Origin of the sequence: Streptomyces sp. NPDC047981, assembly GCF_040653315.1 — a bacterium.
Lineage (GTDB): Bacteria > Actinomycetota > Actinomycetes > Streptomycetales > Streptomycetaceae > Streptomyces.
The window spans coordinates 31,692-56,552 of record NZ_JBEZNQ010000044.1; the positions used below are offsets into that span (position 1 = coordinate 31,692).

Annotated in this window: 15 protein-coding genes; 10 read left to right on the forward strand and 5 right to left on the reverse strand. The window is 73.4% G+C overall.

Annotation, left to right across the window (positions count from 1 at the left end):
• The first annotated feature begins 9 nt into the window (after positions 1-9).
• The 3 genes from AB0E14_RS24690 to AB0E14_RS24700 are packed head-to-tail and all read left to right on the forward strand — an operon-like array spanning position 10 to position 8,809.
• Positions 10-5,667: a type I polyketide synthase gene (locus tag AB0E14_RS24690; RefSeq protein ID WP_362421985.1), complete on the forward strand. Its 5,658-nt coding sequence runs from the start codon at positions 10-12 to the stop codon at positions 5,665-5,667.
• Positions 5,664-7,232 carry an FAD-dependent monooxygenase gene (locus AB0E14_RS24695; protein WP_362421988.1) on the forward strand — a complete coding sequence of 523 codons (1,569 nt, stop codon included), beginning with the start codon at positions 5,664-5,666 and terminating at the stop codon, positions 7,230-7,232. Before AB0E14_RS24690 ends, AB0E14_RS24695 begins: the two co-directional genes overlap by 4 nt.
• A gap of 26 nt (positions 7,233-7,258) precedes the next feature.
• Positions 7,259-8,809 carry an acyl-CoA carboxylase subunit beta gene (locus AB0E14_RS24700; protein WP_362421991.1) on the forward strand — a complete coding sequence of 517 codons (1,551 nt, stop codon included), beginning with the start codon at positions 7,259-7,261 and terminating at the stop codon, positions 8,807-8,809.
• An 85-nt stretch (positions 8,810-8,894) separates the two neighbouring features.
• On the opposite strand, the gene AB0E14_RS24705 is transcribed toward AB0E14_RS24700, so the two are convergent.
• Together AB0E14_RS24705 and AB0E14_RS24710 are read right to left on the reverse strand one after the other, a co-directional pair.
• Complete coding sequence (locus AB0E14_RS24705) at positions 8,895-9,287, reverse strand: DUF427 domain-containing protein (protein WP_362421994.1); 393 nt, start codon at positions 9,285-9,287, stop codon at positions 8,895-8,897.
• A 19-nt stretch (positions 9,288-9,306) separates the two neighbouring features.
• Positions 9,307-10,179, reverse strand: coding sequence for an aldo/keto reductase (locus AB0E14_RS24710; RefSeq protein ID WP_362421997.1), 873 nt, complete (start codon positions 10,177-10,179; stop codon positions 9,307-9,309).
• A 98-nt stretch (positions 10,180-10,277) separates the two neighbouring features.
• On the opposite strand from AB0E14_RS24710, the gene AB0E14_RS24715 reads away from it, so the two are divergent.
• Positions 10,278-11,009 carry a TetR/AcrR family transcriptional regulator gene (locus AB0E14_RS24715; protein ID WP_362422001.1) on the forward strand — a complete coding sequence of 244 codons (732 nt, stop codon included), beginning with the start codon at positions 10,278-10,280 and terminating at the stop codon, positions 11,007-11,009.
• A gap of 57 nt (positions 11,010-11,066) precedes the next feature.
• On the opposite strand, the gene AB0E14_RS24720 is transcribed toward AB0E14_RS24715, so the two are convergent.
• Together AB0E14_RS24720 and AB0E14_RS24725 are read right to left on the reverse strand one after the other, a co-directional pair.
• Positions 11,067-12,797 carry an acyl-CoA dehydrogenase family protein gene (locus AB0E14_RS24720; RefSeq protein ID WP_362422004.1) on the reverse strand — a complete coding sequence of 577 codons (1,731 nt, stop codon included), beginning with the start codon at positions 12,795-12,797 and terminating at the stop codon, positions 11,067-11,069.
• Positions 12,797-14,053, reverse strand: a complete 1,257-nt coding sequence (locus AB0E14_RS24725) for a cytochrome P450 (protein ID WP_362422008.1) — start codon at positions 14,051-14,053, stop codon at positions 12,797-12,799. The genes AB0E14_RS24720 and AB0E14_RS24725 overlap by 1 nt, the downstream gene beginning before the upstream one ends.
• 234 nt (positions 14,054-14,287) lie before the next feature.
• Between AB0E14_RS24725 and AB0E14_RS24730 the strand changes: the two genes are divergently transcribed.
• The 3 genes from AB0E14_RS24730 to AB0E14_RS24740 all read left to right on the forward strand — a co-directional run bounded on the left by AB0E14_RS24730 (position 14,288) and on the right by AB0E14_RS24740 (position 18,291).
• Positions 14,288-15,574: a cytochrome P450 gene (locus AB0E14_RS24730; RefSeq protein WP_362422011.1), complete on the forward strand. Its 1,287-nt coding sequence runs from the start codon at positions 14,288-14,290 to the stop codon at positions 15,572-15,574.
• Between the two features lie 274 nt (positions 15,575-15,848).
• Positions 15,849-17,249: an MFS transporter gene (locus tag AB0E14_RS24735; RefSeq protein WP_362422014.1), complete on the forward strand. Its 1,401-nt coding sequence runs from the start codon at positions 15,849-15,851 to the stop codon at positions 17,247-17,249.
• 253 nt (positions 17,250-17,502) lie between these two features.
• Positions 17,503-18,291 (forward strand): alpha/beta fold hydrolase, encoded by a 789-nt coding sequence (locus AB0E14_RS24740; RefSeq protein WP_362422016.1) that lies wholly within the window; start codon positions 17,503-17,505, stop codon positions 18,289-18,291.
• Positions 18,292-18,375: 84 nt separating this feature from the next.
• On the opposite strand, the gene AB0E14_RS24745 is transcribed toward AB0E14_RS24740, so the two are convergent.
• Positions 18,376-21,231, reverse strand: coding sequence for an AAA family ATPase (locus AB0E14_RS24745; protein WP_362422019.1), 2,856 nt, complete (start codon positions 21,229-21,231; stop codon positions 18,376-18,378).
• Positions 21,232-22,125: 894 nt separating this feature from the next.
• Here AB0E14_RS24745 and AB0E14_RS24750 point away from each other — a divergent pair.
• Genes AB0E14_RS24750 through pstA form a run of 3 tightly spaced genes read left to right on the forward strand, consistent with a single transcriptional unit; the run spans position 22,126 to position 24,841 of the window.
• A complete protein-coding gene (locus tag AB0E14_RS24750; RefSeq protein ID WP_362422021.1) occupies positions 22,126-22,542 on the forward strand; it encodes a hypothetical protein in 417 nt (138 codons plus the stop codon).
• Entirely contained in the window at positions 22,539-23,585 is a 1,047-nt protein-coding gene (gene pstC, locus AB0E14_RS24755; RefSeq protein WP_362422024.1) for a phosphate ABC transporter permease subunit PstC, read from the forward strand. Before AB0E14_RS24750 ends, pstC begins: the two co-directional genes overlap by 4 nt.
• A complete protein-coding gene (gene pstA, locus AB0E14_RS24760; protein ID WP_362422028.1) occupies positions 23,582-24,841 on the forward strand; it encodes a phosphate ABC transporter permease PstA in 1,260 nt (419 codons plus the stop codon). Before pstC ends, pstA begins: the two co-directional genes overlap by 4 nt.
• Positions 24,842-24,861 lie beyond the last annotated feature (20 nt).

Genomic DNA, 24,861 nt, shown 5'->3' on the forward strand with positions numbered 1-24,861 from the left:
GAGGAACCGATGAACGCCACACCAGACGAGAACAAGCTCCGGGACTATCTCAAGCGCGTCACCGTCGAGCTCACCGAGTCGCGCCGCCGCCTCAAGGAGACCGAGGACCGGCGCCACGAGCCCATCGCCGTCGTGGGGATGGCCTGCAGGTTTCCCGGTGGGGTGCGCTCCCCCGAGGACCTGTGGCGGGTGGTGGAGACCGGCGCCGACGCGATCGGCGGCTTCCCCACCGACCGCGGCTGGGACGAGGACCTCTACGATCCCGACCCCGACCGGACCGGCCGGACCGTCACCACCCGGGGCGGATTCCTCTACGAGGCGCCCGAGTTCGACGCGGAGTTCTTCGGGATATCGCCGCGCGAGGCGCTGGCGATGGACCCGCAGCAGCGCCAGTTCCTCGAGGTCTCCTGGGAGGCGCTCGAACGGGCCGGGATCGACCCGGCCGCGCTGCGCGGCAGCCGGACCGGTGTCTACGCGGGCTGTGTCACGGACGACTACCAGCTCACCCTCCAGCAGGCCCCGGGAGAGATCGAGGGGTACCGGATGACGGGCGCCGCGCGCAGCGTGGTCTCCGGCCGCGTCGCGTACACCTTCGGCCTCGAAGGGCCTGCCGTCACCGTGGACACGGCCTGCTCCTCCTCCCTGGTCGCCCTCGACCTCGCCGTGCAGGCGCTGCGCCGCGACGAGTGCGGGCTCGCGCTCGCCGGCGGCGTGACGATCCTGGCCACGCCCACCGAGTTCGTGAACTTCAGCCGCCAGCGCGGCTTCTCCTCCGACGGCCGGTGCCGTGCCTTCGCGGCGTCAGCGGACGGTACGGGGTGGGCCGAGGGCGTCGGCGTGCTGGTCGTGGAGCGCCTGTCGGACGCCCTGCGCAACGGGCGGCGGATCCTCGCGGTCGTCCGGGGTACGGCGGTCAACCAGGACGGTGCGTCGAACGGGCTGACGGCTCCGAACGGGCCTTCGCAGCAGCGGGTGATCCGGCGGGCGCTCGCGGAGGCGGGGCTCGCGGCCCGGGAGGTGGACGCGGTCGAGGCGCACGGGACCGGTACGCGTCTCGGCGACCCGATCGAGGCGCAGGCGCTGCTCGCCACCTACGGGCAGGACAGGGCGGCCGGTGAGCCGCTGTGGCTGGGATCGCTCAAGTCGAACATCGGGCACACGCTCGCCGCCGCGGGCGTGGGCGGTGTGATCAAGATGGTGATGGCGATGCGGCACGGGGTGCTGCCGTCGACCCTGCACGTGGACGAGCCGACGCCGTTCGTCGACTGGGAGTCCGGGGCCGTCGAACTGCTCACCTCGCGCCGCGAGTGGCCCGAGACCGGCCGGCCCCGCCGCGCGGCCGTCTCCTCGTTCGGCATGAGCGGGACCAACGCGCACGTGGTCCTGGAACAGGCGCCCGTCGAAGCGGAATCCCCCGACGAGCCGGAAGCCGTGGCTCCGGCTGTCGGAACCGCCGGATTCTCCGCCGAGCAGCCCGTGCTGCCGTTCCTCGTCTCGGGCCGCGGTCCGCAGGCGCTGCGCGCCCAGGCCGCCCGCCTCGCGGCCCATCTCCAGGCCCACCCCGTGGACGACCTCGCCGACATCGCGCACGCGCTCGCCACCACCCGGACCGGCCTCGACCACCGCGCCGTCGTCCTCGGCGGGACCCCGGACGCCGTCCTGGCCGGTCTCACCGGTCTCGCCGAGGGCGAGACCCGGGGCGCGTCCGTCACGGGCGTGAGCCAGGAGCGGGGCCGTACGGTCTTCGTCTTCCCCGGCCAGGGCTCCCAGTGGGCGGGCATGGCCGTCGAACTCCTCGACACCGCCCCCGTCTTCGCCGAGCGCCTGCGCGCCTGCGCCCGCGCCGTCGGCGCCCATGTCGACTGGGACGTGGAGGACGTCCTGCGCGAGCGGGAGGGCGCGCCGTCGATCGAACGCATCGAGATCGTGCAGCCCGTGCTCTTCTCGGTCATGGTGGCCCTGGCCGAGCTGTGGCGCTCCCACGGCGTGGAACCGGACGCCGTCGTCGGCCACTCCCAGGGCGAGATCGCCGCGGCGGCCGTCACCGGCGCGCTGACCCTGGAGGACGCCGCCCGGCTCATCGTGCTCCGCTCGCAGCTCTTCGCCGACGAACTCGTCGGCCGGGGAGCCGTCGCCTCGGTCGCGCTGTCCCGGGACGAACTGGAGCCGAGGCTCGCGCCGTACGGGGAGCGGCTGACCGTCGCGGGCCTCAACAGCCCGCGTCTGGTCACGGTGGCCGGTGAGACGGAGGCCCTGGAGGAGCTGGTCGCCGCGCTCGGCGCCGAGGGGGTGCGGGCGAGGATCGTCCCCGCCACCGTCGCCTCGCACAGCCCCCAGGTCGACCGGCTGCGCGGGCGGATCGCCGAGCTGCTGGAGTTCGTACGGCCCCGGGCGGGGCGGGTCCCGCTCTACTCCACCGTCACGGGTGAGGTCCTCGACGGATCCGAACTGACCGCCGACTACTGGTTCGAGAACTGCCGGCGGCCGGTCGCCTTCGAACCGGTGCTGCGCAGGCTGTTCGCCGACGGCTTCGACGTCTTCGTCGAGTCCAGTGCCCACCCGGTGCTCACCCTCGGGGTGGAGGAGACCGCCGAGGCCGTCGGCGCCGAACCGCTGGTGTCCGGCACGCTGCGCCGGAACCAGGGCGGCCTGCCGCGCTTCTGGACGACCCTCGGCGAACTCCACGTCGGCGGCGTCCCCGTGGACTGGACGCCGGCGTTCGCCGGCCGCGCAGGTCGCCGCACCGACCTGCCGACGTACGCCTTCCAGCACCGCCGCTACTGGGTGGAAGGGGCGGTCTCCGGGCAGGACTCCGCGCCGGCCGACGCCCTGGACGCCGCGTTCTGGGCGACCGTCGAACGCGAGGACCTCGAAGCCCTCGCGGCCACCCTGGGCGTCGAGGCCGGGCCGCTCGGCGCCGTCCTGCCCGCCCTGGCCTCCTGGCGGCGCGAGAGCCGCGCGGACGCCGGACTTGAATCGCTGCGCTACCGGGTGACCTGGCACGCCGCCAGTGACCCCCTCCCGGCCGCGCCCACCGGACACTGGCTGGTCGCCGTGCCCGCCGGCGCCCCGGACGAGCCCCTGGTCGAGGACGTCGTCCGGGCCCTGGAGGCGGGCGGCGCCCGGACCTCCCTCGTCACCGTGGCGGCGGACGACGACCGCGCGGAACTCACCGCGCGGCTGCGCGCCGCGACCGCCGGTGCCGCGCCGGCCGGGGTGCTGTCCCTGCTCCCGCTGGACGGCGCGGCGGACACCGCCCGCCCCGCGCTGCCGAAGGGACTCGCCGGGACGCTGCTGCTCCTCCAAGCCGTGTCCGACGCGGGCCTGGACCGCCGGGTGTGGTCGGTGACCCGCGGCGCCGTCGCGGTCGGCGCCGCCGACCGGGTCGACGCGCCCGAGCAGGCCCAGGTGTGGGGCCTCGGCGAGGTCGCCCGGCTCGAGGTGCCGCACCTGTGGGCGGGGATCGTCGACCTGCCCGAGGCGCCCGGCGAGCGCGACCTGCTCCGGCTGACCGCCGTCCTGGCGGGGACGGCCGACGAGAGCGGTCTCGCCGTACGGCCCTACGGGCTCTTCGCCCGTCGGCTCGTCCGCGCCCCGCGCGCCTCGGCCCGCCCCTCCTCCGATGCACGGCAGGCCCACGGAACCGTCCTCGTCACCGCGGGCACCAGCGGGCCCGGCGCCCACCTCGCCCGCCTGCTCGCCCGGGACGGAGCCGCCCACCTGCTGCTCACCACGGACCCCGAGAACCCCGAGGACACCGCGGACGGCAGGACGGCCGAACCGGTCGCCCGACTCGTCGCCGAACTGGAGAGCTCGGGCGCCCGGGTGACCGTCGCCCGGACCGATCTCGCCGACCGCGAGGCGCTGGCCCGGTTGCTCGCGGGGCTGCCCGACGACGCGCCGCTCACCGGCGTCTTCCACACGGCCGGGCTGCTGGAGGAAGAGGCGCTCGGCACCCTCACGCCCGACCGTCTCGCGGCCGTCCTGCGCACCAGGACCCTCGGCGCCCGCCACCTGCACGAGCTGACCCGGGAGCGGGACCTCTCGGCCTTCGTGCTGTTCTCCTCCGTCACCGCCGTCCTCGGCGCCGGCCTGGGACTCGCCGGACACGCCGCCGCCAATGCCTACCTCGACGCGCTGGCCGAGCAGCGCCGCGTGGACGGACTGCCCGCGACCTCGCTGGCCTGGGGCGTCTGGGACGAGGAGCCCGCCGAGCCCGCGGCGGCGGCCGAGGCCGTCACGCGGCGCGAGCGCCTGACCCGGCGCGGCCTGCCGCCGCTCGCCCCGCGGCGGGCCCTCGCCGCGCTCCGCCGGGCCCTCGACACGGACACCCCCACCCAGGTCCTCGCCGACATCGACTGGGACACGTATCTGAAGGTGCTGGTGGCCGGGCGGCACGAACCGTTCCTCGGCCTCGTCCCCGAGGTCGCGGCGGCCGTCGGCCAGGGCTCCGGCGGACGCGACCGGGCGGCGGCCGAGCTCGTGAAGCTCCAGGGGGCGAGCCCGGCCGAGCGCCACGCGCTGCTGCTCGGCCTGGTGCGCGCCGAGATCGCCGAACTCCTCGGGCACGCGAGCCCGGAGGACGTGGAGAGCCGCCGCGACTTCCTCGAACTCGGCATGGACTCGGTGGGCGCGGTGGCGCTCCGCAACCGTCTCGAAGGGGTGCTGCGGCGCAAGCTGCCCGCCCGGCTCGTCCTGGACCGGCGCACGCCCGACGCCCTCGCCTCCTTCCTGTCCGAGGAGTTCGCCCCGGGGACCGGAAGCGGCGGCGCGAACGAACCGTCGGACGATCCGGCGGACGGACTCGCGGCCCGGTATCTGGCGGCCGTCGCCGCCGACGGGCGGGCCGGTGAACTCGCCGGACCGCTCGCCGAGGCGGTCGCCGCCCGCGCCTCCTTCGAGGAGCCGGGGCCGGACGACATCCCCGACTCGGTGCTGATCACCTCCGGCGGCCGCAGGACCGCGCTGATCTGCCTGCCCACCGTGCTCGCCACCTCGGGACCGCACCAGTTCGCCCGCCTCGCGGCCGGCCTCGGCGGCGAGCAGGAGATCGCGGCGCTGCACCTGACGGGCTTCGTCGCGGGGGAGCGACTGCCCGCGTCCCTCGACGCGCTCACCGCGGCCCTCGCCGAAGCGGTGCGCCGCCGCGCCGACGGGGCCCCCTTCGCGCTCGCCGGCTACTCGTCGGGCGGTGTCCTCGCCCACGCGGTCACCGCCCGCCTCGAAGCGGACGGCGTGCTCCCCGAGGCCCTGGTCCTGCTCGACGCGTACGTCCCCGGCAGCGCCGAACTCACCACTGTCGGACCGGCGCTGATGCGGGGCATGGCCCGCCGGCTCGGCGAGTTCGAGCCGCTCGGCGCCGAACGGGTCACCGCCATGACCGCCCACCTGGACCTCCTCGCCGACTGGCGGCCCGCCGACATCAAGGCCCCGGTCCTGCTGGTCCGGCCGGACCGGCCCGTACCGGGGGTCGAGTCCCCGTCCGGCGACGGCTGGCAGTCGGTCTGGCCGGGTCGGCACGACGCCGTCACCGTCCCTGGCGACCACTTCTCGCTCATCGAGGAGGACGCCGTCACCACCGCGCACGCCGTCCGCAGCTGGTGGGACCGCACGGTCCCCGGCGACGCGACGACCGCCCCCGACCCGGCGAAGGAGCCGACCGCATGACCGAGAAGGACCTGACCGAGAAGGATCTGACCGAGAAGGACCTGACCGCGAGGGACACGGCACCGAAGGGCTCGGCACCGGACGAACAGCGGAACCCGCGCACCCCGGTCCTGGTCGTGGGTGCCGGACCGGTGGGTCTGGCCGTCGCCTGCGCCCTGTGGCAGCGCGGTGTGCCGGCCCGGGTCGTCGAGGCCCAGGGGGAACCGCACCAGGGCTCCCGCGCGGTGCAGCTCCACCCCCCGACGCTCCGCGTCTTCCGGGAGCTCGGCATCCTCGACGAGGCCGAGCGGCTCGGTCTGCGGATCCGTACGACCAGCTACCACCTGGCCGGGGGCCGCACGTTGCGGGTCGCCCTCGGCACCGAGAACCAACCGCTGATGCTCCCGCAGCAGGAGACCAGCCGCCTCCTCGAGGAGGCTCTCGTCCGGGCCGGCGGGCGGGTGGAGCGCTCCGTGCGGGTCACGTCCGTGGCCCTCGCGGACGACGGCGTCACCGTCAAGGCCGAGGGGCCGCGGGGCACCGAGGTCGTCGAGGCCGACTGGCTCGTCGCCGCCGACGGCGTCCGCAGCACCGTCCGCGACCTCCTGGGCGTCGACTTCGCCGGTTCCCCGGTCGCCACCGGCTTCCTGCTCGCCGAGGGCCGCATCGACGGCGCCTTCGAACGGGACGCGGTCCACTACTTCCTGGGCCACAAGGGCTCGGTGGTCTTCGCCGCGATGCCCGGCGACCGGATCAGGGTCTCCGGCGCGGTCCCCGACGATCATCCGACGACCCCCGAGGGCGTCCAACAGCTCCTCGACGAGCGCGGTCCCGGCGGCATCACCATCGAGGACCTCGACATGGTCGGCCGGTTCACCAGCCAGGAGCGGATCGCCGTCGCCCTGCGCAAGGGCCGCTGCCTGCTGGCGGGGGACGCCGCCCACACGCACTCCCCGCTCGGCGGGCAGGGCCTCAACCTCGGCATCCAGGACGCGCACAACCTCGCCTGGAAGCTGGCCGGCGTGTGCACCGGCGCACTGCACGCACGCGTCCTCGACACGTACGAGGCGGAGCGGCGCGGGGCCGCCGAGCAGATCGTCCGGGTCACCCACCGGTTCCTGAAGGTCTTCATGCTCGGCCCCTTCGCGGCCAGGGTGCGCAACACGGTGTGGAGTTCCCTGGAGGCGGCCGGTGTGCTGCGCCGCTGGTTCGTCCCGCTCCTCGCCGGCTGGCGCATCCACTACCCCGACACCCTGTCGGAGGACGCCCGGGCCGGCTCCGCCCGGTCGTCGCGGTCGCGCGGGCTGCCCGCCCCCGGCCGGCGGGCGCCGCACTGGGTGCCGGAGGACACGGCGACCGGACCCGCCGGATTCCGTCTGGTGACCTCCGGGCCCGCGGGCGGCGCGGTCGCCCGGCGGGGCCGGGAGTGGGCGGAGCGGGCCGCGCTGCCGGTCGGGCACGTCCATGTGACCCGGCGCGCCTCCGGCTTCCTGCTCGTACGGCCCGACGGCTATGTCGCGGCCTCCGGTGCCACACCTGCCGAACTCGCCGATGCCGGGCGCCTGCTGGCCCGTATCGCGCGCTGACCCGACGAGGACGAAGGAGTCCAGCCATGCCGGCCACAGACCGCCTCGCGGAACTGATCGAGCTGAAGTCGCGGGTACGTCGGGGGACGGACCCGACGGCCACCGCGCGCCAGCACGCCCGGGGCAAGCTCACCGCGCACGAGAGGATCGAACTGCTCCTCGACGAAGGCTCGTTCCAGGAGATCGAGGCGCTGCGGCGGCACCGCTCGTCCGGCTTCGGCATGGAGCGGCGCCGCCCCCACTCCGACGGGGTGATCACCGGTTGGGGCACGGTCCACGGCCGGACCGTCTTCGTGTACGCGCACGACTTCCGGATCTTCGGCGGCGCCCTCGGCGAGGCCCACGCCGCCAAGATCCACAAGCTGATGGACCTCGCCGCGTCCTCCGGTGCGCCCCTGGTCTCGCTCAACGACGGCGCGGGCGCGCGGATCCAGGAGGGCGTCACCGCGCTGGCGGGCTACGGCGGGATCTTCCGCCGCAACACCCGCAACTCCGGGGTGATCCCGCAGATCAGCGTCATGCTCGGGCCGTGCGCGGGCGGGGCGGCGTACTCGCCCGCGCTCACCGACTTCGTCTTCATGGTCCGGGAGACCTCGCAGATGTTCATCACCGGACCCGACGTCGTGCAGGCCGTGACGGGCGCCCAGGTGTCCATGGACGGGCTCGGCGGCGCGGACGTCCACGCGGGCGTGTCGGGCGTCGCCGGTTTCGTCCACGACGACGAGGAGTCCTGTCTGGAGGAGGTGCGCTTCCTGCTCTCGCTGCTCCCGCAGAACAACCGGGAGATGCCGCCCGCGGAGATGTGCGACGACCCGGTCGACCGGCCGAACGACGTGCTGCTCGACCTGGTCCCGGACGATCCCCACCAGTCGTACGACATGCGGGCGGTGATCGAGGAGATCGTCGACGACGGGCAGTTCTTCGAGGTCCACGAGCGGTGGGCGACGAACATCGTCTGCGCGCTGACGCGGCTCGACGGCCGGGTCGTCGGCATCGTCGCCAACCAGCCGTCCTCCGCCGCCGGGGTGTTGGACATCCACGCCTCGGAGAAGGCGGCCCGGTTCGTCTCGCTGTGCGACGCGTTCAACATCCCGCTGGTCACCCTGGTGGACGTGCCCGGCTTCCTGCCGGGCGTCGACCAGGAGCACAACGGCATCATCCGGCACGGCGCGAAGCTGCTGTACGCGTACTGCAACGCGACCGTGCCGCGGATCAGCCTGATCCTGCGCAAGGCGTACGGCGGCGCGTACATCGTCATGGACTCCCGCTCGATCGGCGCGGACCTCTCGCTGGCCTGGCCGAGCAACGAGATCGCGGTGATGGGCGCCGAGGGCGCGGCCAACGTGATCTTCCGGCGCGAGATCGCGGACGCCGACGACCCCGACGAGGTGCGCGCCCAGAAGATCAAGGAGTACAAGGCCGAGCTGATGCATCCGTACTACGCGGCCGAACGCGGCCTGGTCGACGACGTGATCGACCCCCGCGACACCCGCCAGGTGCTGATCGGCGCCCTGGACATGCTGAGTTCCAAGCACGCCGACCTGCCGGCCCGCAAGCACGGCAACCCGCCGGCCTGAGCGGACGGCGGGTACCGGAGGGCCGGCGCGGAGTCCGCGCCGGCCCGTCGTGCGTCGGAAAGGGTCGCGTCGGAACGCGGACGTGTCAGACGGCCGGCGCCTCGGGCGCCGGGCCTGCCACGTCCACGACGGCGATGTCGTCGTAGAACGACAGGTACCCCTTGATCTCGGGGACGGCGTCGATCGGGTCGAGGTACGACCACGCCACGTCCGGGTGGGCCGGCGCGTCCGGGCCGTCGCCGCGGAACGACCAGTAGGCCGCCTCGCCCTTGTAGGGGCAGGTGGTCCGGGTCTCGGAGGTGTCGAAGAGCGTGAGGTCGACGTCCTCGGGCGGAAGGTAGTAGCGCACGGGCAGACCGGTCTCGTGGACGAGGACGGGCCGGTCGGACGCGGCGACCGTACGGCCGCCGATCGACACCCGTACGGTCTGGGACCCGTGGACGGCCACGACGCGGTGACCGTGCTCGGTGGGCGGCATCCGGGTTCCTCTCGTGCCGTCAGGAGACGGCGGTCATGGACCGGTAGTCCTCGTCGGACAGCCGGATCGCCGCGCTCGCCATGTTCTCCTCCAGGTGCGCCACCGAGGACGTGCCGGGGATCGGGAGCAGGGCGGGGGAGTGGCGCAGCAGCCAGGCGAGCGCGAGCTGCGCGGGCGTGGCACCGCCCGCCACGTCGCCCTCGGCGCTCCCCTGCGTGCCGTCCGGCGCGGCCAGCTGTCCCATGGCGAGCGGGAACCAGGCGATGAACGCGAGGCCCTGCTGCTCGGCGTGGAGCAGGACGTCCTCGTACTTGCGCTCGGCGAGGTTGTAGAGGTTCTGGACGGAGGCGATCGGGGTGACCGCCCGTGCCTTCTCCAGCTCCTCCACCGTGACCTCGGACAGGCCGATGTGCCGGATCTTGCCCTCCGCGCGCAGCTCGGCCAGCGCGCCGACCTGGTCCTCCAGGGGGACGGCCGGGTCGATCCGGTGCAGCTGGAGCAGGGGTATCGCGTCGAGGCCGAGGTGGCGGAGGTTGAGCTCGACCTGCTGGCGGAGGTACTCGGGCCGCCCGACCGGACGCCAGTCGTCGGGGCCGGGGCGCGTGAGGCCGACCTTGGTGGCGATGACCAGGTCGTCCGCGTACGGGTGCAGGGCCTTCTTGATGAGGAGGTCGCTGGTGAACGGGCCGTAGGCGTCGGCGGTGTCGATGAAGTTCACGCCGAGCTCCACGGCCCGCCGGAGCACACGGACCGCCTCGGCGGGGTCCGCCGGGTCGCCCCAGATGCCCGGTCCGGTGAGCCGCATGGCGCCGTAGCCGAGCCGGTTGACGGTGAGATCGCCCCCGATGCGGAGGGTGCCGCCCGCCTGGGGCCGCGTGATGGGCTGAGTCATGTACACAGTGTTCATCATTTGCACTCCGCCAGTAAATTACATGCCGTGAAGGAACCGGGGAGCGGTATTTATGTTTCAACACTGCTAAGATGCCGAGCATGGGACAGGTGACTCAAAGCCGGAGGATGCGGCTGCGCGAAGCGACAACCGCGGAGATCAAGGCGACCGCCCTGGAGCACATGGCCACCAGCGGGACGGCCGCGATCTCGCTGCGTGCCATCGCCCGTGACATGGGGATGACCGCCGGTGCCATCTACAGCTACTTCGACACCCGGGACAACCTGGTCAGCGTCCTGATCGCGGATGTCTACGGCCGGCTGGCCGACACCCTGGAAGCCGCCGTCGAGAAGACGCCCAAGGGGGACGCGGCCGCGCAGGTGCTCGCGTTCGGGCAGGCCTACCGCGACTGGGCGGTGGGCAACCCGGAGGAGTTCCGCCTGGTGTACGGCGACGCCGTGCCCGACTACCAGCCCCCGGAGGGTGGTGCCGCCGCCGAGGCGGAGCACCGCTCCTGCGCCGTCCTCACCAGCATCGTCGCCGCCGCCTGGCCCAAGGCACAGCACCTCTACATCGGCAGCGACCACGCCTGGTCCGACTTCGACCCGGACTTCGGCGACCTGATCCGCCGCTCCTTCCCGGACCTGCCGCCGGCCGCCGTCGCCCTCTCGCTGCGCGTCTGGGGCCGGATGCACGGCCTGGTCTCGCTGGAGGTGTACGGCCACCTGGCCCCCCAGGTCCGCGACCCCGCGAAGCTCTACCGCGCCGAACTCATCGACCTCTCCAAGTCCCTGGGGCACGTGCCGACGGGCGAGCCGGTGGCCGCCGCCTGACGTGAAACGCCGACGGCCGGGCCGGGGATGCGCTCCCCGGCCCGGCCGTCGCACGTCTCAGGGACGGTCCGCGCAGCCCGCCAGCCAACGTCTGCCGAGCCCCGCGTAGTCGGGTTCCGGGCCGGTGTCGAGCCGTCGCCACAGATCGGCGAGCCGATGGCCCGCCTCGACGCAGTACACCTCCGCGAGCGTCCCCGACGCCGCGTCCGCGTACGCGCCCTCGCCGCCGCCCTCGTCGCGGGGGCGTGCCTGCGCGGCCCTCGCGAGCACCGCGTACATGGCGAACAGCTCCGCCCCGATCCGGCCGAGCAGGATCAGCGTGTGCTCCTTCTCGAAGAGCTCCTCCTGCTCCGGGTGGGCCTTCACCAGGGCCGCGCAGGTCTCATGGAACCGGGCCACCTGCTCCCGTACGGCCGTCAGATGGGCCCGGTTCGCCCCCGTGAGGCCTGCCGTGCCGTCCCCGCCCGTGGTGTGCCCGGGGAAGGCGGCGGCCGGCGCGTCACCGGTCGTCGCGTAGTACCGGGTCAGCAGCCGCCGCCCGGCCTGGGCGTCCAGCTGGAAGTCCACGTTCCCGGCGATGCGCAGGCTGCGGGCGTCGCGCATCCGGCGCTCCAGCGGGACGGGGGGCGCTCCCCGGCGGAGCTTGCTCGGCACCGTCTCGACGCCCTCCGCCCCGTACAGCGAGACGGTCCTGTCGACGATCCGCCAGGCGGTGCGCACGGCCAGGTTCTTGGCCGTGAGCCGCTCGAACCAGCGGTCCTCGGCTCCCGGGCCGATCAGTGCCCAGCGGATCACGCTGTCCACCGCGTGCACCTCGGCGAGCGTCCGGGCGACAAGGCGCTGGACGGCGTCGTACTCGATCAGGGCGCGGCCGTTGACGCTGCGCCGGGCGAGGAACTCCGCGGACCAGCTGCGGCACAGCCGGGCGATGGCGAGCGCGGGGGCGCCGGTGAAGTACAGCTGGCCGTCGAGGAGGACGTCGGCCATCCGGTCGGAGAAGCGCGGCTCCTCGGGCGCGCCGCGCACCACGTGCTCCGCCGGCACCCGCACCCCGTCCAGGCGCAGCGCCCCGTTGGGCAGCCCCCGGCTGCCGGCGAACTCGATGGAGGAGGTCACCTCGAAACCGGCGGCGGACGTGTCGACGAAGCAGACGCACAACCGGCGCCCCTCCACCGTGTGTTCGGTGGCCGCGACCGCCAGCAGGTCGGCCACGGGACCGTGCCCGGTGAACACCTTCTCCCCGCGCAGGACGTAGGAGGCGCCGTCGGCGGCCGGCGTGGCCGTGGTGCCCGGCCAGGCGTTGTTCTGCCCTGCGGGCTCCGTCAGCGCGAACCCCGAGACCGCGCCGTCGGCGAGCCGCCCGGTGAGGTGGTCGCGCAGCGGCCCCTCGGGCAGCGCGGGCACCAGCGCGGGCGCGCCGACCCCGGCCTGGACGGCGAGCATCTGCCCGGCGGGCATGCAGAGTCCGGCGGCGTGCTCGACGGCGCGGAAGGTGTTGTACGGCGAGAGCCCGAGGCCCTCGGCCTCCGGTCCGAGACGCAGCTTCAGGAAGCCGCTCGCCCGCAGGTCGTCGAGGAACCCCTCCGGGAGTTCTCCGGTCAGGTCGACCCGGTCCGGGTCGAGCCGGGCGCGCAGGAACGCGTCGAGCCGGGCGGTGGTCGCGTCGCCCTCGGCCCGGTCCGCCGCGTCCTGTTCGGGGAAGGCGGGCGGCTCCGGGCCGAGCAGCCCGCTCTCCAGCGCGGCGGCGAAGCCGCGGGTGGGGGGCGCCTCCACGGCGGGCGTGGTCATCACACCTCCTGCGCGGGGACGAGTTCGACCGGGACGTCGAGCAGCACCGTGTGCTTGTTGTTGGGCGCCCAGGTCTCGGGTCCGGCGGGCCGGATCTCCTCGACCCGGTCGAGCAGCGCGTCGAGCGCGAGCCGGATCTCCAGGCGGCCGAAGGCGTCGCCGAGGCAGTAGTGGACGCCGTGGCCGAAGGACAGGTGCGGATTGGGGTCGCGCCGGATGTCGAACCGCTCCGCGTCGGGGAACACCGTCTCGTCACGGTTGGCGGACGGCCACCACAGGGTCACCTTGTCGCCCGCGCGCATGCGCGTGCCGTGCAGCTCCACGTCCTGGGTGAGGGTGCGCCGGTTGTACGGGTTCGCGGGCAGCCAGCGGAGCACCTCCTCGACCGCGGTCGGCAGCAGGGCGCGGTCCTTGCGCAACTCCCGCCACTGGTCGGGGTGGTGGGCGAAGGCCAGCAGGCCGCCGGCGATCGTGTTGCGCGGCTGTTCGAAGCCGCTGACGAGCAGGACGCTCGCGTTGGTCTCCCGCTCCATCTCGGTGAGCGGTGGCTGGCCGCTGTCGGCGGGCAGTTCGCCGTTGGCGAGGACGGAGCCCAGATCGTCCGCGGGCCGCCGTCGCTTCTCTTCGAGGAGCGAGGTGAAGTAGGAGCGCAGATTCTGGTAGACGGCCCGCGAGACGTCGTCCACCTGTCCGGTCCTGCGGTGGGTGAATCCGAGGACGGCGTGCACCCATTCCGTGAGCCGGGGCCAGTCCTCGCGCGGAATGCCGAGGAGCAGGGCCACCGAGCGCAGCGCGAAGGGCTCGGTGTAGTCGTCGACCAGGTTCGCCCGGCCGCGCGTGACCAGGGCGTCCGCCAGGTCCGCCGCGGTCGCCCGGAGTTCGGGCTCCAGAGCGGTCACGGCGGTCGCCAGGGCCGGGCCGAGCAGGTGCTTGAACACGTCGTGCCGGGGGTTGTCCATCATGGCCAGCACGCTGCCGGTGAGGCCGCCGCCGAACGGCAGGTCCTCCAGGTGGGAGCCGCCGCCGGCGCGACCGCCACCGCCCTGCGAGGAGAAGACCGGGTCCACCGACGCCGCCGCGATGTCCGCGTGCCGGGTCAGCACCCAGAAGCTCTCGCCGTCCGGGAGGGTGCCGGCGGGGTGCAGGAGTACGGGTGCCTCGCGGCGGAGCCTCGCGAACAGCCCGTACGGAATCCCGCCGGCGAATCCCGCGTGGTCGGTGAGGTCGAATCCGCCGAGGATCTCAGGGAATTCCATGGAATTGTTGCGGTCGCTGCCATTGCTCATCCGAACCTCGTGTCAGGGAGTTTTCGGTGCGATACTCTGCGATTTCCCCGGTGAAAGTAGTGGGCCTCTCCCCCTAGTGCCAACCCCAGATTTTCTGGGGTACCCCAGTCCTCCCCGCGCGGGGAGAGGGGTTGGCCCTAGGGGGAGGTCGCAAGTAATTTCCGGATCCCAGCAGACGGTCCTCAATCGAGTGGGATGTGGAAAATGACCGAGGCGTCGACCGCAAAAATCCCGGATGTCATCACGTACGACCCCGAAGCCGCTCGGCGGGCGCTTCCCTTCGACCCGTTCGACCCCGATTTCCATGCCGACCCGTTTCCGTACCACCGCAAGACCAGGGAGGAGCACGGCAGGGCCTTCCGCACGCCGGGCGGGATCGTGGCCGTGTACGGCTACGAGGAGGCCGCGGCGCTCATGAAGGACCCCCGGTTCGGCTGGGGGGTCAACCCGATGGTGGCCGACCAGTTCGTGGAGAACCCCGCGAGCGGGGAGTCCGGCCGCATCCTCATGTTCATGGACCCGCCGGACCACACCCGGATCCGCGGCCTGGTGTCCAAGGCGTTCACGCCGAAGATGATCGCCGACCTGCGCCCCAAGGCGGCGCGGTACGCGGAGGAGTTGCTCGACCAGGCCCTGGCGGAGCACCCGGACGGGCGCGTCGACCTCCAGCAGGTGCTGTCCCGGCCGCTGCCGGCCCGGGTCCTCAGCGACATGATGGACATACCCGAGCACTACCACCCGCTCTTCTTCGCCAACACCATGGAGAGCGGGCGCGGTCTCGACCCCGGCTTCACGCTCACCGACGAGCAGAAGACCGGCCGCAACGGCGCCCGTGACGTCTTCATCAACGCGGGCATCGAGATGGTGGCCGCGCGCCGGGAGGCGCCCGGCGACGACCTCATCAGCGAACTGGCCCGCGCGGAGCAGGAGGGCGACCGGTTGTCCGAGTGGGAGCTGGCCATGCTCCTGATGAACCTGCTGGCCGCCGGGTTCGGTGCCACGGCCGCGCTCATCGGCAACCAGGTCCACAACCTGCTCTCCCACCCCGCGCAGTTCGCGTGGCTGCGGGCGAACCCGGACCGGGTGCCGGCCGCCGTCGAGGAGCTGCTGCGCTACGACAGCACGCTGGCGATGGTGACCAGGACCGCCCTGGAGGACGCCGACGTGGCGGGCATCCCGGTGCGGGCCGGGGAGTACGTGGCGGTGATGATGGCCGCCGCCAACCGCGACCCGGCGGCCTTCGACGACCCGGAGCGGCTCGACATCACCCGGGAGCAGACCCGCAACCTCGGCTTCGGGCACGGCATCCACTTCTGTGTCGCGGCCCCGATCGCGCGCATGATCGGCCAGGAGGCGCTCGCCGCCCTCATCCGGCGTGAGGTCCGCCTGGACGACAGCCGACGGGTGGAGCGCTGGCCCGGGATCTCGCTGCGGGTGATCGGCGAACTGCCGGTCGTCCTCGGCCCGGTCGGCGACGCCGACCCCGCCTGACCTGCCCTGCGGCGCCGGTGCGGCGCCCGCCCCCGCTCGATCGCCGGCCCCGGACCGCGCACACGGTCCGGGGCCGGTTCGCGCGCACGCCGATTCCGCTTGACAGTGAACGGCGTGGCGGTACCATCTCCCATGCGAACTCTGAACACCGCTCAGCAATCGAACGACATGTAGAGAGCGGCTCGCCGTTCTCCTTTTGCAGAAGGGCTCCAATCCAGTGGAAGGTTCCGTTAGCTCGCATCAGCGGTCCGGCCTGAGGCTTGCGCTGCTGGCGTTGGCCCAGTTCATCATCGCCGTGGACTACAACATCGTGTTCGTGGCGCTGCCGGACATCGGCAAGGCCCTCGACTTCTCCCCGCAGACCCTCCAGTGGGTCGTCAGCTCCTACGCCGTGGCCTTCGGCGGCTTCCTGCTCTTCGGCGGACGCGCCGCCGACCGGCTCGGCGCCCGCCGGGTCTTCGTCGCGGCGCTCGTCCTCTTCGGCGTCTCGGCCCTGGTCGGCGGCCTCGCCGGCTCGGCGGAACTCCTGGTCGCCGCGCGGGCCGTGCAGGGCCTCGGCGGCGCGCTGCTCTTCCCCGCGACGCTCACCCTGGTCGTCACCAGCTTCGAGGAGGGCCCCGCGCGCAACAAGGCGCTCGCCGTCTGGGGCGCCACCGGCAGCGGCGGCCTCGCCGCGGGCGCGCTGCTCGGCGGTGTGCTCACCCAGTGGCTCGGCTGGGAGTGGGTCTTCTTCTTCATGGCCCCGCTGGCCCTCGTCGCGCTCCTCGGCGTGCCCAGCCTGCTCGCTCCGGACGCCCCGCGCACCGGCGCCCGTCAGGGCTTCGACATCCCGGGCGCCCTGGTCGTCACCATCGGCGCCACGCTCGTCGTGTTCGGCCTGGTCAGCGGCCCCGAGTCCGGCTGGACCACGCCCCGGGTGCTCGGCTCGCTGATCGTCGGCCTGCTGCTCGTCGCCTCGTTCTTCCTCATCGAGGCCAAGACCAGCGCCCCGCTCGCCCCGCTGCGGATGTTCCGCAACCGCAGCCTCGTCACCTCGATGATGGTGGCGTTCCTGCACATGAGCGCCCTGAGCGGCGGCTACTACCTCTTCACCACGTACATCCAGAACATCCTCGACTACAACGCGCTCCAGGCCGGCCTCGCCTTCCTCCCGCTGGGCCTGCTCGCGATGCTCGCCGGCGGCAAGATCGCCGCGACCATGCTCAACAAGACGGGTCTGCGCGGAGCCCTCTCCCTCGGCATGCTCATCTACGCGATCGGCATGGCCGCGATGGCCGCGGGCATGGTCGCAGGCGGCACGTACTGGGCGGTCCTGCCCGGTGTCGCCCTCTACGGCTTCGGCGGCGGCCTGGCGTTCACCTCGATCTTCGCGACCGCGGGGGCCGGCGTGGACCCGGCCGAGCAGGGTGTCGCCTCCGCCCTCGCCTCCACCTCGCAGCAGATCGGCGCGGCCGTCGGACTCGCCGTCATCCTGGTCATCGCCAACTCCGGCCTCGACCTGACCGCCGGTGCCCCCGCCCCGGCCGACGCCGACGTCATCGCCGGTCTGCGGCTGGCCGGCTGGGTCACCGCCGCGGCCGCCCTCCTCGGCGCCGTGGCCGCGCTCAACCTCCGCAAGCCCCCTGCCGAGGCCCCCGCCCCGGCCGAGGAGAAGCCCGAGGTGCGCGTCTCCTGACGCCCACCACGTCCCCGACGGGGACCCGCGGCCGGGAATTCCCCCGTACCGGCCGCGGGTCCCGACCAGAGAAGACCCGTGGCCCCTCGCCGACTCGACGAGGGGCCACGGGTCTTCGTGCAGGGACACCCCGTGGCGGACAGGGGTCGCAGGAGGAGTCGCACCAGGGGTCGGCGGAGTCCGCGGGGGAGTGGCCCGCAGGGCACCGGAGTAGGGGTTCCGGCCGGCCCGGACGGCTGCCTACGCTCCCGACGTGGACATCCAACACGCGCACACGCGTCTCTGGTTACGTCGATTCACCGCGGTGCCGCAAGCCGCGCCCACCCTCGTCTGCTTCCCGCACGCGGGCGGCGCCGCGAGCGCCTACACCGCGCTCTCGCGGACCCTCGCACCGGACGTCGAGGTCCTCGCCCTGCAGTACCCCGGTCGCCAGGACCGACGCCTCGAACCTCCCGCCGAGAGCATCGACGCGCTCGCGGACGCGGTCGTCGCGGCGCTCGGACCCGAACTCCCCGCCGACTGCGCGTTCTTCGGCCACAGCATGGGAGCGGCGGTCGCCTTCGAGGTGGCGCGCCGCTACGAGCGGCAGGCCGGCGGCTCCGGGCCGGTACGGCTCTTCCTGTCCGGGCGCCGCGCGCCCTCAGTCCGTACGGAGGGCGGCACCGGACCGCTGGACGACGCCGCGATCCTCGCGCGGGTACGACAGTTGAGCGGCACCGACGAGGCGCTGCTCGCCGACGAGGACATGATGGCGCTGCTGCTGCCCACGCTGCGCGCCGACTACCGGGCCGTCGCCGGGCACTACGCGCCGCCCGAGGCCCGCGTCGGCTGCCCGGTCACCGTGCTCGTCGGCGACGCCGACCCGGTCACGTCCGTCGAGGACGCGGCGGCCTGGCGCACCCACACCACGGCCCCGGTCGACGTGCGGGTCTTCCCCGGCGGTCACTTCTACCTGGACGCGCGGCGCGACGCCGTGGCCGGGGTGATCCGCGAGGCCCTCACCGTCCGCCCCGCGGCCACGGCGCCGGACCGTACGGCGTGAGGACCGGACCGCCCGGCCCCGGCGCCGGATGAGATCCGGGCCCGGCCGGCGGAGGCCGCCGGGCGGGCCCGTGGGACTCCGGGCTCAGGAGGCGCGCCGGGCGGTGACTCCCGGCGCGCCCTCGCCGTTCACGGCGAGGACGAGGTCGCTGCGCCGCCTGATCCCGAGCTTCCGGTACACCCGGGTGAGGTGCTGCTCGACGGTGCTGACGGTCACGAAGAGTTTGCCCGCTATCTGGCGGTTGCTGTGGCCTCGGACGGCGAGGGCCACGACCCGCATCTCCGCGTCGCTCAGCAGGGCGACCAGCTTCTCGCCGCCGGTCGCCGCGCCGAGCTCTTGAGGTCTTCGCGCCGCTTCCGGTGGTGTCCTGGCGGGCAGCGGCACACCGGACTGCTCGGCGAGCTGACGGGCCCGGCGCAGCGCCATCCGGCCCTTGCTGTACTGCCCGGTGTCGAGGTGGCACCGGCTCAGCGCGTTGAGCGTGTACGCGAGTTCCAGCGGGTTGCCGCACTTCTGCGCGGCCTCCATGGCGTGCCCCAGGAGCTTGATCCGCTCCTGCGGGGGCGCGGTCGCGGCCAGCGTCCGCATCGTCACGGACCGCGCCTCGTGGTGCCCGGGTCCGACGAGGACCGACTGCTCGGTGGCCAGTTCGCGGGCGCGCGCGAGTTCGCCGCGCGCCAGGTGGGCCCGGGCCGCGTCGGTGCGCCAGGGGAGCAGGGCCGGGACGTCCATCTGCCAGCGGGTGGCCAGCTCGCCGACGGCGGCGAAGTCGTCCAGGGCCGCCTGCGACTGGCCGCTCGCGAGCAGCGCGTTGCCCCGGGCGCGCAGGTAGCCGACCCCGATCGGGGTCTGGAACATGCCCTCGGGCGGCTCCACCTGGAGCTGGGCCAGCGCCCGTTCGTGCGAGCCGAGCGCGGTGTACGCCTCCAGGGCGACGGTCAGCGGCAGCCCGATGAGGACGCCCCAGCCGGCGGCCGGGGTCTCGCCGAGGGCCCGCTCGGCCAGCCGAGCGGCCTCGGCCGGGTCGCCCCGGTGCAGGGCCAGCTTCGCCCGCAGGCTCTCGAACAGCGCCTGCCAGACGGGCGCCGACTGGCTCCGGGCGGCGGCGGTGAGCGAGTCGATCCACTGCTCGGCCGAGGTGTACATCCCGTTGAGGATCAGCGTGCTGACCGCCACCACGAGCGGGATCAGGGTGTCGTCGTCCAACTGGTGGCTGACCAGGGCCTGTTCCGCGCACAGGGCGGTGAGCGGCCCGGGCCCGTCCCGGAGCACCCGCGGCAGCTCGGCCAGGGTCTGCCCCCGGGTGGCGGCGGGCGGTACGTACGGACCGCCCGCCACCGCCGTGGCGTCGCCGCCCTCCGCCGCCGCCGGGTACAGCAGGGCGAGGGTGGTCCGGCACCTGCGCAGGGTGGCCGACGCCTCCGCGTCCTGGCGGAGCCGGGCGTGCCCCTCCATCTGCTCCAGGATCTCCAGGGCCGTGCTCGGCCGGCCGAACCAGAGCAGCGCGTCGACGGGCGCTGCCACATGACGTCCGGTCAGCAGGCCGCAGCGGGCCGCGTCCAACAGGGCGGGCAGCCGGCGGGCCGCGGTGCGCGGATCGGACCGCCACTCGGTGCGGAAGAGCATCGCCGTGGTGGCGGTGAAGTGCTCCTTGCTCCGGTCGTACCGGTAGGCGACGGAGAGGCAGTCGGTCGCGAGGGTGGTGTCGCCGGTGGCGAGGCCCTCCTGCGCGGCCTCGAGCAGCACGCCCGCGGCGCAGTCGTTGTCGATCTGGCTCGCGGCGACGAGGTGATGGGCGACCGCCGTCACCGGAGCGCCGTTCTTGAAGAGCAGGGTCCCGATCCTGGTGTGCAGCTCGGCGCGCGCCTCGGGGGTCATGTCGTGCAGCACGGCGGTGCGCGCGTCGGGGTGGCGCCAGGAGCCGTTCGCCAGCAGGCCTGTCTCCTCCAGCGTGTTCAGCGCCAGGTCGAGGGATTGCGGGTGCGTCCCGGGGAACTGGACGAGCAGCGGGACGTACCGGGGATCGTGCAGGACGGCCATGATCCGTGCGATCGTCCGCACCGATGTGGCGCAGCGGTAGAGGCAGCCGAGGACGGCCTGCTCGAAGAGGGTGCCCGAGGAGAGCACAGGGGCGGGCCACTCCTGCGCCGCCGCGATGGTGTCCTCGACCAGGCCCCGGACGAGGAAGGGGTTTCCGCCGGTGGCGGCGAGGCACTCCGTGCCGAGGGCTTCGGCGGCGCTCGGGCCGAGGCGCGAGGCGAGGAGTTCGCGCACCCCGACGAGGGACAGGGGTGGCAGCCGTACGCGGTGGCAGACCGGCTCCGGGGGGAGCTCCGCGCGTAGCAGGGTGCTCGACCTGCGCGGGGAGGGGAGTTCGTTGAGGACGAGGAGGAGCGGAGTGACCCGCAGCCGGCGGGTGAGGGAGGACAGGCACAGCAGGGACGGGGTGTCCGCGTACTCGACGTCGTCGACGCTGATGAGCAGCGGCCGCTCGACGTATTTGACGAGGTCGTGCATGGCCGTGCCCATCTCGTGGAAGAGGCGCGGCGGGACGGCGGCGGCGTCCTGCGTGTTCGCGGCGTCGGCGCTCAGTGCCCGGTCGAGCAGGCGGGCCACATGTCCGGCCGCCGCGGGCGGCAGCTCCACGTTGCGGAACAGTTGGGCGAGCACACCGAAGGGCACGTACCGCTCCATGCGGGAGGCGGTCGCGGAGAGATGCACGGCGCCCGCGCCCTCGGCCTCTTCGGCCAGTGCGGCGAGGAGTTCGGTCTTCCCGTGTCCGGCGGCACCGCTGACGACGGCGATCCTGCTGTTTCCCGCCAGTGCTTCGCCGAGGAGGCGCCGCAGGGCCGATAACTGTTCCTCGCGCTCGCACATGGGGTGGGGATGGGGCGGGGTGGGGAGCTTGTCCAGAACGACCGACGCTGTTCTTGCAGGCATTCTTTCGACTCCGCTTCGTATTCAGCTATATCGGAGAACGGGGTGCGCCAGACGTGTCGATGGGATCTTCCGCTGGCAAGCTCTGCCCAGTAAAACCCGGCCGCCCCAGCAGGGCAACCAACGTCCACGGCGGAGGTCGAGGCTCCGATTGGCCTCTGAATACAAGGGAGTCCATCGTGCCTGGACCGACCACGGCGCGCGGACGGAATGTCGCCCGGAGAGAGGGATTCCGTGAGACGCGTCACATTTGCCCGTGGCGGGGCTGATGGGCCGTCCTTCCGGCCGGGTGCACCCACCGGGCTGTGGAGATCGGCCATGCGGGGGCGGGTGTTCCGGCCGTCGGGGACCCGATCCCGCTGCGTGGCGTCGCGCTGCCGTATTTTTTCGGCCGGAAATCAGACTTTAACGTGGCTGTTCGGCGCGGGCCCGCGGTGCCGACAAAACCGCCCGATGCGGACGTCCCGAGTGATCTTGCTGTCTGGCGCCGGACTGTACGAACTCTTGACGCGCGGCCTCGCTCTGTGCCGACGATCAGGCTCCGCGCCGTCCTCGTGCGCGTGAACCGGCCCCGCGCCGCCGTGAATCGGCCCTATGGCCGGAAGTCGCCCTCCGGTGGATCGAGGGCCCCGCGCGCCGCCGAATGCCGCAACTCCCCCAGCGGCGTACAACAACGGACCGAGCGGCTCCGGTAGCTGCCGACTCCTCCCGAGGACTTCTACCCCTCGTTCATATTTTCTCCGTCTCTGCTTCACCGGCCCGTGTAGCCACCAGCGCCCAGCGCCGTGATTGTCATGCGCGCAGCTGTGAACGCGTGGTCGATTGTCGGCCACGCGTGGGGTCCGGGCGAAGGGGGCGGGTGTCGTGTCTCGGCCACGGTTTCTGTTTGTTTCCTGGGTGGACGTCGAAAGACGTCAGGCGCCGCACGAGTGGACGCCCGGCGATGTCGGGGCGGAGGCCGTGAGCTGGCGGCTCGTCGGGGCCAACAACCACGAACTCGGGCGCGGACCCGACCTCCACAGCGGTCACACCGCCTGCTGCGCGGCCGTACGGCGGCTGCGCGAGGGGCTCGACCGCGCGGTACCGCTCGTCACCATGGGCGCCACCACCGGCCTCTGGAGCTGGCAACTCGCCCTGGACGAGCGGTGCGTCGCCGTCGCCGCGCGGACCTTCCGCCGCCAGCGCGAGTGCCGCCACAGCCTGCAGCTCTTCCTCGCCGCCGCCGCCGAAGGCCAGCTCGCCGCGGGCGTCACCTACACCCGACGGCTGCGCGGGCTGCGGCTGCCCGACGCCGTCCGGGGGACCGCCTCGTGAGCACCGCCAGTCCGACCGCCGGCCCGACGCCCGGCCCCACCGTCACTCCCGCCGTCGCCCCGGACACCGACGTCCCGCGCCCCCGGTCCAAGGCCGGCGACCCCGCCGACCGGTTCTTCCGGGGCGGCGCGCGCGGCGCGGGTGCCGTCGTCCTGGTCACCATGACCCTGGTCGGCGTCTTCCTGAGCGTCCGCGCGGCCCAGGCCCTCGGCGACGCCGGCTGGTCCTTCGTGACCACCTCGGCCTGGGAGCCCGACTCCCACCGCTTCGGCATCGCCGCCGTGCTGCCCGGCACCGTGCTCATCGGCGTCACCGCGATCACCTTCGCCCTGCCGCTCGCCCTCGGCACCGCGCTCTACATCACCGAGTACGCGCCCCGCCGGCTGCGCCGGACCCTGGTCAGCCTCGTCGACCTGATGGCGGCCGTGCCCAGCGTGGTCTACGGCCTGTGGGGCTTCTTCTTCCTGCAGCCCCAGATCACCGGACTCGCCCGGTGGATCTCCACGTACTTCGGCTGGATCCCGGTCTTCGCCGTCGACGGCGCCGACCCGCGCGACCCGCTCGCGCCCGCCACCGTCTACACCTCCTCCACCTTCATCGCCGGGATCGTCGTGGCCCTGATGGTCACCCCCATCGCCTGCTCGGTGATGAGGGAGGCCTTCGCGCAGGCCCCGCCCGGTGAGCGCGAGGGCGCCTTCGCGCTCGGCGCCAGCCAGTGGGGGGTCATCCGCACCGTCGTCCTGCCCTTCGGCAAGGGCGGCATCATCGGCGGGACGATGCTCGGGCTCGGCCGCGCGCTCGGCGAGACCATCGCCGTCGTCATGATCATCTCGCCGGTCTTCTTCTTCCAGCCGCACATCCTGGAGAACGGCGCCAACTCCGTCTCCGCGCTGATCGCCCTGCGCTACGGAGCGGCCAGCCCGCTCGGGATGTCCGCGCTCATGGCGGCCGGCCTCTCGCTCTTCCTGATGACCCTCGTCGTCAACTTCATCGCGTCCTCCGTGGTCGCGCGCAGCCGGTCCGGAACGGGAGCCGACGCATGACCCTGACCACCGCCGAACCCGCGGCGACCGACGAGGTGCCGACCACGGTCACACCCGACGTCGTCCCGCACGGCCCCGGCGCGCCCGCCGAGACCCGCCGCGTCACCTCCTCGCTGCACGCCAAGGACGTCTTCGCGCTGGTCGGCTCGGGCGCCGCGGCGGTCGCCCTGACCGCCGTGGTCTTCGACCGGGTGCTGCCCTGGAACGCCCCGCTCGGCTTCACCGTCGTCACGTACCTGGCGTTCATGGCGCTGTACGCCGTCCTCGTCTCCCTCGACGAGAACGGCGCGACGGTCCGCGCCCGGCTCGCCCAGACCCTCGTGCACGCCCTCGCCGGACTGCTGCTCGCGGCGCTGCTCTTCATCGTCGGCTACGCGCTCTGGCGCGGGTACGAGGCGCTCGGCCATCTGAACTTCTTCACCGAGGACATGTCCGGCACCGGACCCCTCCAGCCGATCACCGACGGCGGCATGGTGCACGCCATCGTCGGCACGCTCCAGCAGATCGGCATCTCGCTGCTGATCACCGTGCCGCTGGGGCTCGCCTGCGCGGTCTTCCTCAACGAAGTGCCCGGCCGCTACGCGCGGTTCGTGCGCACCATCGTCGAGGCGATGACGGCGCTGCCGTCGATCGTGGCCGGTCTGTTCATCTACGCCACCGCGATCCTCGCGCTCGGCCTGGACAAGTCCGGCTTCGCCGCCTCGCTCGCGCTCTCGGTGATGATGCTGCCGATCATCATCCGGGCCGCCGACGTCGTCATCCGGCTGGTCCCCGGCTCACTGCGGGAGGCCTCGTACGCGCTGGGCGCCGGACAGTGGCGCACCGTGTGGACGGTGGTCCTGCCGACCGCCCGCTCGGGCCTGACCACCGCCGTCATCCTCGGCACCGCGCGCGGCATCGGTGAGACCTCCCCGGTGCTGCTCACCTCCGGCGCCGCGACCGGCCTCAACCTCAACCCCTTCGACGGACCGCAGACCTCGCTGCCGCTGGCCACCTTCACCCTGGTCGCCTCGCCCGAGAAGACCATGATCATCCGCGGCTTCGGCTGCGCGGCGCTGCTGATGGCGCTGGTCCTGCTGCTTTTCCTGCTCGCCCGGGTCATCGGCGGGCGCGGCCCCGGCCAGCTCAGCCGCCGCCAGCAGCGCCGAAGGGCCGCCGCCTCCCGCAAGGACGTGGAGCGGATGGGCTCCCGCCCTGTCGAGCCCGTCGCCGTCGGAGCCACCCCGCCGTCCCCGCCCCCGCCCACGGCCGGCTGACCACTCGCCGCCGCACCGTA

What these genes read in the sequence shown, in the direction of transcription:
- AB0E14_RS24720 (WP_362422004.1), bottom strand. Translation starts at nt 12,797, where the DNA reads ATGACCACGCCCGCCGTGGAGGCGCCCCCCACCCGCGGCTTCGCCGCC.
- AB0E14_RS24690 (WP_362421985.1), top strand. Translation starts at nt 10, where the DNA reads ATGAACGCCACACCAGACGAGAACAAGCTCCGGGACTATCTCAAGCGC.
- AB0E14_RS24715 (WP_362422001.1), top strand. Translation starts at nt 10,278, where the DNA reads ATGGGACAGGTGACTCAAAGCCGGAGGATGCGGCTGCGCGAAGCGACA.
- pstA (WP_362422028.1), top strand. Translation starts at nt 23,582, where the DNA reads ATGACCCTGACCACCGCCGAACCCGCGGCGACCGACGAGGTGCCGACC.
- AB0E14_RS24730 (WP_362422011.1), top strand. Translation starts at nt 14,288, where the DNA reads ATGACCGAGGCGTCGACCGCAAAAATCCCGGATGTCATCACGTACGAC.
- AB0E14_RS24705 (WP_362421994.1), bottom strand. Translation starts at nt 9,287, where the DNA reads ATGCCGCCCACCGAGCACGGTCACCGCGTCGTGGCCGTCCACGGGTCC.
- AB0E14_RS24710 (WP_362421997.1), bottom strand. Translation starts at nt 10,179, where the DNA reads ATGACTCAGCCCATCACGCGGCCCCAGGCGGGCGGCACCCTCCGCATC.
- AB0E14_RS24745 (WP_362422019.1), bottom strand. Translation starts at nt 21,231, where the DNA reads ATGCCTGCAAGAACAGCGTCGGTCGTTCTGGACAAGCTCCCCACCCCG.
- AB0E14_RS24725 (WP_362422008.1), bottom strand. Translation starts at nt 14,053, where the DNA reads ATGGAATTCCCTGAGATCCTCGGCGGATTCGACCTCACCGACCACGCG.
- AB0E14_RS24695 (WP_362421988.1), top strand. Translation starts at nt 5,664, where the DNA reads ATGACCGAGAAGGACCTGACCGAGAAGGATCTGACCGAGAAGGACCTG.
- AB0E14_RS24700 (WP_362421991.1), top strand. Translation starts at nt 7,259, where the DNA reads ATGCCGGCCACAGACCGCCTCGCGGAACTGATCGAGCTGAAGTCGCGG.